The following is a 6,219-nucleotide window of genomic DNA, read 5'->3' as shown; positions in this document are numbered from 1 at the left end:
CTCTCTAACAAAGCCTCAAACTCTTTGGGGGTGAGCCCGGTTAAACTACACAAGGTCTGCGGTTTGGTTCGTAGTTCCGCATATGTCATTTTCATCTACCGACCTCATTCCAGGTGCACGGTATAATTCTAAGTCCTAATTTCCGATAAGGTTTAATGCATATGCAGTGCCAATTCAAAATTCAAAAAAGGTAGAAGCTGTCTATTGCCCTAGATTTATCTGTATGTAGAATAATTAATATGTTGATTGAGTCTGTGGCCGAGCGATCGCGGCTCAATGTAAAAGTGATGCGTTGTCATATATCTTTCCCCGAACATAGCAATCCTGAATAGGATGTGGGGTTAACCATACATGAATGCCTTCTCGAAGGTAAAGCGTTGCTGATGCGTGACTAGCTCAAACAGATACTTCACCACGGCTTCAATAAATTGCTGGAGCGAATCCATCTTTATTTGCGCTAGTTACAAGTCGTGTTTCCAGCCTACTGTTTTCTTCTTGCCCCTACAACCTACTTAGAAATCCTATAGCCCTCTTTCGTCACACTCACTAGAGAATAACTAAACCAACGTTTTCTCGTACTGCTACAGCATGCTACAGAAAAAGTTGTGTACGGAAAATCGTCATTCTAAATTTTCTTCGACCACAGTGACAAAAGAGGGATAGAATAATCATCAAAGGTTTGCTTGGTATGGAATTGAGTGATCGCGAGATCATTGAGCATTGAGCGTTGAAACCGGTTATGTCTGAGCCGCAACGGATCACAGAACGAACTTTTGAGTTTGCGGTGCGTATCGTGAAGCTGTGTTAGGTGCTGGATGAAAATCCTGGTGTTGTTCGCACATTATCGAAGCAATTGATTCGTTCTGGAACCTCGATTCGGGCGAATGTAGAGGCATCTCAAGCAGCTCAAAGCAGTACTGATTTCGACCCAAACTGGAAGTTGCGCTCAAGGAAGCGAGAGAAACGCAATATTGGCTCAAACTGTTAATTGCGACTGAGATTGTGCCAGAATCTCGCTTGCTGCCACTGTTAGCTGAAACGCAAGAACTGCTCAAAATCTTAGCCTCAATCATTGTCAAAACAAAGCAAAACCGCACTCACTAGCCCTTCCGCATTTTGAGCTTTGAATTAATTTACGATCGCGCTCGTCATAAGGTTAAGGAGATGGGCAGCAAACGGATCAGGCTGGGTGTTTTGAGTGGCCGCTGCGGTGGCAGGTGTTGCTCCAGGGGGGACGCAGAAGGCCTCTGCAATCCAATTGCCGCTCACAAGTGCAAGAACACACTTCAAATTCAACTCAAACCTGATTCGCGCATATCTACCGCTAGGATTGTGGCATAGGGGTCAAGAACTGCTTCGGGGACCTCAATAGTCAGCTCTCCCACAGGGTCTCGATTGAGGATCGACTCTGAAATCGCACATCGTGTTCTATATCTTAACGCCTTGCCAGTCGCGAGTACCTGGATGCCTTTGACTTGTTGAATCGGAATGCCGCGCACTGTAATTGTGTCGTACGGTTTCATCAAGAGATGCAGATAAAGACGCTGCTCTCGACGGGTTGAAGGGCCATAAAATTGCCAAGGCTCTAACCCGGGTTCTGTGCCCACAATACTCTCCTGGTTGACTGCCATCCAGTCTGCGATCGCTGTCAATCGTTCCATCAGTTCTGGCTGAACTTCTCCATTGCCCATTGGACTGATATTCAGGAGCAGATTCCCACCTTTGCTAGCAACTTCACAAAGAGTGTGAATTAATTGCCGAGGAGATTTGAAGTGTGTATCTTCAGCGTTATACCCCCAGCTTTCATTGATAGTCATGCAAGTTTCCCAGGCTCCCGCTAAGGGTTGGGGTGGGATAAATTGCTCAGGAGTGGCGAAATCGCCAAATCCTGGCAAGCGATCATTGATCAAAATCTCCGGTTGAAGCGATCGGATTAATTCATACAGTTTTTGAACCCGCCACTGCTCAGGAGTCCGTTCCCAGCCGCCATCGAACCAGAGAATATCAATGGGGCCATAGTTGGTGAGCAACTCCTCTACCTGAGCAAACATGAAGGTAATAAAGCGCTCCCACTGCTCAGGAGTCGGTTGACGGTATTGTCCAAAGCGATAAGGTTTATCTGCTTCTGTAAAGGCTGGATAGTCAGAATGATGCCAATCAATCAGAGAGAAATACAACCCAACATGCAATCCAGCGTCTCTCATTGCCTCAACAAACTGTCGTACAATGTCTTGCTCATAAGGGGTGTGCTGAATGGAGAACATGGACTGCTGGGTATGGAATAGAGCGAAGCCATCATGATGTTTGGCCGTCAGAATCACGTATTGCATCCCTAAGCGTTTGGCGAGTTGCGCCCAGGCAGCAGGATTATAGTGTTGGGGATTGAAGTGTAGAGCAGTGGCATGATATTGCTCAATAGGCGTATTGCCACAGAACGGGAGACTGAACACCCCCCCAACCAGAGGCCAAGATAATTCGATGCCTTGTTGAGAACTATGTCCCCAATGGACAAACATGCCAAAACGGGCCGTAGAAAACCAATGATTCATGTGCTAATTAACCCAGAGAGCGAAGCTACATTGTAGGGTATTGCAAGTTTCTAAAGAACGGGAAAAATAAGCTGCCTCAACCACAAGACCCTAGAAAGGGATTAAAGGTCAGATTGCTTACGAGGTGAGGAATTGATCGATCGCCCTAGGAATCTGTAGGGAGCTGTTGCATGAGTTGCTTAGTAGGAACCCACCCCTGCTGTACATGGAGGGCGTGATGAACCCCGTTGATTGTCGTTGCTGCAAGCACCCGGCCTTGCGTTTTAGCCCAGTCGAACCAGACGTTGAAGCCAGCGGGTAGCGCAGAGGTGGCAGATGTCGTAATGCATGGGTTCCAGCCTTGCAGGATGGCTTGATGGAGGTAACCCATTGGGTTGCGAATGGAGTGGTGCTGTCGCTGGTGTTGGAGGTAGGCGATCGCGGCTGGGACTCGGTCTGGAAACTGAGCGATCGCTGCCTTCAGTGACTTTGGTAGTGGAGAATCAGGAGCATGCCCGATCGCTTGGGCTACAGCCTCAACCAGTTCTGGGAATCTTGAGTTTTCATTGTTCAAACTTTTCCCAGAACTAGGGGCGGAAAAGTTATCCTCAGCAGAATTGCTCAACTTGTCATTAGGGACAGAGCAGCGATCGCTTGAAGTTGGCAACTCAGACAACTCCCCAGCTTTAATGGTTGCCACAGCTTCAACGCTTTCAGCTTCTGCAACAACCACTGTTGCTTGTTCTGAAAAAGAAGTCTCTAAAGAAATCTCTGGATTTGATGTGCGAAGTAATCGCACATCGAGGCGATCGCTGTTCACCTGCCCAAGCCCTGCTACAAGCCCAACGCCTAGTGGCGGAGCAGCAACCAAGCGAAATCCATGTCAGTGTCAATCTCCAGAAGCGCTGGGATGACTGGCTCTCCCGTCAAGATACCTGGGCGGTGCTGCTGATCGTGACCTCGCTGGTGGCAATGGCACCTACTTGCTCGTCAGTGCGGCTGTGCGCCCCACTCCCGCCCCTCTGATTGCGTCCCCTCAAAGCCAAGGCAGGTAATGCTATGCGACGAATGGTGAAGTATTCTCCGAGTCCTGATGAATCGCGTCCTTCTCTGAACGCTCATCTCGTCACCCCGCGTACTCGAGAGCTGAGCGAAGCTGAGCTCAACACCGAGCTCGAGCGCCTCAAACGCCAACAGCGGGGGGTGAAACTGGCGATCGCGGAAGCCGAGTTGGAAAAAGAGCGCATTAGCCTCACCCAAAAGCGGGTGGAAGTGGGCATTGCCAAAGTCAACCTTGAGTCCACGAAATGCGACTTCCTCGCTGCCGCGCACAAACTCGTGGAAAAACGAGCCAGAGTGGCGATCGCCAGCGACAATGCTCAGTCCGCCCTCAGCGAGTGGAGCATGAACCAAGATGCCATCCGAGAGAAGGTCCAAAGCATCCACCTCTCGGTCCAGGAAGCGACCCAGAAGAATGTGGACAAGGAAGATGACCTGCACCTGCGAGGGGTGGTGTCTCGCTTCTCTTTACGTTGATGCTCGCTGGAGCGGAATGGACCCGAAACACGCTCATGAAACGACTCGCGATCGCCCTGTCTTGCCTGCTTTGCCTCAATCTGCTGACGATGGGACTGCGCTGGCTGGTGATCAGCCCAAGGCTTTCCTTTGCAAATGTGGGACTGATCGTCCTAGTGGGTCTGGGTGTCGTGACCTTGACCTACTTTGCCACCCTCGAGGCCAGTCCCCGTTATTCCCTCTACCACCGGGAAGCCAAAATCTACGCAGCAGCGGCCTTAGCGGGTGTGCTGCTGGGATTACTCTAAGTGCTGCCACCGGAGGTGGTGCAATATGACCGCTCGCGATCGCCCTTCCAATCATGTTCTAGTGGTCTTGGCCCTCCTGTCGCTGTTTAGCTTTGTAGGGATTGGCGATCGCTCACATCAATGGCTCTGGGTCTCTCTGCGAGTGGTCGGCTGTGGAGCCGCGCTTTCAGCGGCTTACGGCTACTCCCAGGAAGAAGAGACTATCCAGAGCACGGATGAACACACCCGCCTGCTTGAGGTCGCCAATGAGGTCAGAGAGGGGTATGAGTGGCAACAGTACAACCTCCAATTGCAGCATCAGCGAGAAATCGAACAATACGAACAAGCCCTCGCTCAACTCCAAGCCCAACTGCAAGCCGCAGAAGTGATTAATTTTGAGCAGATGGAAGCCGAGCGAGAACGCTTAGCCCTCGACTATGATCGCCTGCAAAAGGAACGAGAACGCTTGACCCAGGAACAAGCCCTCTTGGAAGAGCATTACGATCGCCAGCAGCAAGCGCTGGAGGCCCGAGAAGAGGCATTAAGGGAGCAGGAGGAGGTGTTTGAAGCCGCCATGCGCGAGCAGATTGCCCAAGCGCGCGATCGCCTCCAAGCCCAAGAAGATGCCCTCAATGAGCGGGAGCGCCTCATGGTGCAGCACTTTGAGCAAGAGTGGGCAGAGCGCGAGGAGTTCTATGCGGCGATCGCCGATGCGGCGGTGCAGGAGTCTTACAGCCTCAAGAAACCGGATTTGCCGAGGGGCACCAGCCACGAAGAACTGCTCGCTCGTGAAGCGATTCGTTGCCTCTACGAGCATGGGATTGTAGTGAAAAAACCCTTTGTCCGTCCCCTGCCGCGCGATCGCTTTGAGCTGTGCTTTGAAGTGCTACCCGTGTTGGTCGATGGCAAACTCAGCACCCCCATCCGTTCCAGTGGGGAAGCCCTGAAGAAAATTGAAAAGGATTTGCTCAAACCGCTGCGGATTGCCGTGCCCGGTTGCTGTGCGGACCCGATCGCAGAACCGATTGATGGGGGGCTCAAGCTCATCTTTGATGTCTCGGGTACCGATTGGGACGCTCTAGAGCGCGATCGCAAAGCCAGAGCTGATGCCATTCAGGACCCGGACCCGAGTCATCTGACTACCTTTGTCCAGGAAAATCCGCAAATTTGCTTGATGGGAGACTCCGGGGAAGGCAAGACCACTTTGATCAACAACCTGATTGCTTTGATGGAGCAAGATTTGGGGGAAAACGTGGGTTTGATTCTCACCAACCCCAAACCGAACGAAGAAACAGACCTGAGCAAGCTCAAGTATGCCGATTTCGATTCCAGCATCTTTGGCTTACTCGAAGCCACGACCGAAATCCTCTATCGCCTCGATTTGAACACCCATGCTCTCCTCAAGCGCCGCACCGTCCCCGATAATCCCCTTCCTTGCTTTACGCCGCTGATCTACTTCTTCGATGAGTTCTCCAAGATTGCTGGAGTGTGGAATCGCTGCAAGCCAGAAGTGATGGAAGAGACGTTGGATACCTTCGCGGCCACCCTCCCCCCTGAAAAGCTCCATGTCATGGACTTCATCCGCAAGCGGGTGTCTCCGAGCTCATTCGCGGGGGATCTGCTGAAGTTCTGCTAGCGGGTGGGACGCACCGAAAAAGTCAAACTGCTGGTTGCCGGACAAAATCTCAAAGCCTCAAGTATTGGCGTTTTGATTACTGACTTAAATCAAACGGCGATTCTGTATCTCGGTGAAGCCATTCGAGAAGGGATTGAAAAGCGAATCTCCTCCTGGCAAAAAGAATCCCTCAACCAAGAATATGCCCATCGCAGTCAAAAAGTGGCAGAGAAAAAAGCCAATCGCTTTTATGGCTTATTCGTCCCCAAAGGCA

8 protein-coding genes and 1 pseudogene are annotated in these 6,219 nt (G+C 51.2%); 6 read left to right on the top strand and 3 right to left on the bottom strand.

Annotated features, from left to right (window positions below):
* The first annotated feature begins 808 nt into the window (after positions 1–808).
* Positions 809–1,104: pseudogene (locus tag H6F90_RS31560) on the top strand (four helix bundle protein).
* 24 nt (positions 1,105–1,128) lie between these two features.
* On the opposite strand, the gene H6F90_RS15420 reads toward H6F90_RS31560, so the two are convergent.
* The 3 genes from H6F90_RS15420 to H6F90_RS15410 form a co-directional block, all read right to left on the bottom strand.
* Positions 1,129–1,269, bottom strand: a complete 141-nt coding sequence (locus tag H6F90_RS15420; RefSeq protein WP_190553298.1) for a hypothetical protein — start codon at positions 1,267–1,269, stop codon at positions 1,129–1,131.
* 23 nt (positions 1,270–1,292) lie between these two features.
* Complete coding sequence (locus H6F90_RS15415; protein WP_190553297.1) at positions 1,293–2,549, bottom strand: alpha-L-fucosidase; 1,257 nt, start codon at positions 2,547–2,549, stop codon at positions 1,293–1,295.
* Between the two features lie 145 nt (positions 2,550–2,694).
* Positions 2,695–3,261 carry a hypothetical protein gene (locus tag H6F90_RS15410; protein WP_190553296.1) on the bottom strand — a complete coding sequence of 189 codons (567 nt, stop codon included), beginning with the start codon at positions 3,259–3,261 and terminating at the stop codon, positions 2,695–2,697.
* 47 nt (positions 3,262–3,308) lie between these two features.
* Here H6F90_RS15410 and H6F90_RS15405 point away from each other — a divergent pair, with 47 nt between their 5' ends.
* The 5 genes from H6F90_RS15405 to H6F90_RS15385 form a co-directional block, all read left to right on the top strand.
* Entirely contained in the window at positions 3,309–3,554 is a 246-nt protein-coding gene (locus H6F90_RS15405; protein WP_190553295.1) for a hypothetical protein, read from the top strand.
* Between the two features lie 33 nt (positions 3,555–3,587).
* Positions 3,588–4,064 carry a hypothetical protein gene (locus H6F90_RS15400; protein ID WP_190553294.1) on the top strand — a complete coding sequence of 159 codons (477 nt, stop codon included), beginning with the start codon at positions 3,588–3,590 and terminating at the stop codon, positions 4,062–4,064.
* Positions 4,065–4,099: 35 nt separating this feature from the next.
* The gene (locus tag H6F90_RS15395; protein ID WP_190553293.1) at positions 4,100–4,351 is read left to right on the top strand and encodes a hypothetical protein; all 252 of its coding nucleotides are present in this window, start codon (positions 4,100–4,102) and stop codon (positions 4,349–4,351) included.
* 25 nt (positions 4,352–4,376) lie between these two features.
* Positions 4,377–5,966 carry a hypothetical protein gene (locus H6F90_RS15390; protein WP_190553292.1) on the top strand — a complete coding sequence of 530 codons (1,590 nt, stop codon included), beginning with the start codon at positions 4,377–4,379 and terminating at the stop codon, positions 5,964–5,966.
* A 3-nt stretch (positions 5,967–5,969) separates the two neighbouring features.
* Positions 5,970–6,219, top strand: a 250-nt coding sequence (locus H6F90_RS15385) for a hypothetical protein (RefSeq protein ID WP_190553291.1), incomplete at its 3' end; no start/stop codon positions are given.

The organism is Trichocoleus sp. FACHB-591, assembly GCF_014695845.1.
GTDB lineage: Bacteria > Cyanobacteriota > Cyanobacteriia > FACHB-46 > FACHB-46 > Trichocoleus.
Note: the sequence above shows the minus strand (reverse complement) of the source record. Positions and strands in the feature narration are given on the sequence as shown.

Excerpts from the sequence above, each read along its gene's own strand:
- H6F90_RS15395 (WP_190553293.1), top strand. The coding sequence starts at position 4,100 with ATGAAACGACTCGCGATCGCCCTGTCTTGCCTGCTTTGCCTCAATCTG.
- H6F90_RS15400 (WP_190553294.1), top strand. The coding sequence starts at position 3,588 with ATGCGACGAATGGTGAAGTATTCTCCGAGTCCTGATGAATCGCGTCCT.
- H6F90_RS15390 (WP_190553292.1), top strand. The coding sequence starts at position 4,377 with ATGACCGCTCGCGATCGCCCTTCCAATCATGTTCTAGTGGTCTTGGCC.
- H6F90_RS15415 (WP_190553297.1), bottom strand. The coding sequence starts at position 2,549 with ATGAATCATTGGTTTTCTACGGCCCGTTTTGGCATGTTTGTCCATTGG.
- H6F90_RS15405 (WP_190553295.1), top strand. The coding sequence starts at position 3,309 with ATGTGCGAAGTAATCGCACATCGAGGCGATCGCTGTTCACCTGCCCAA.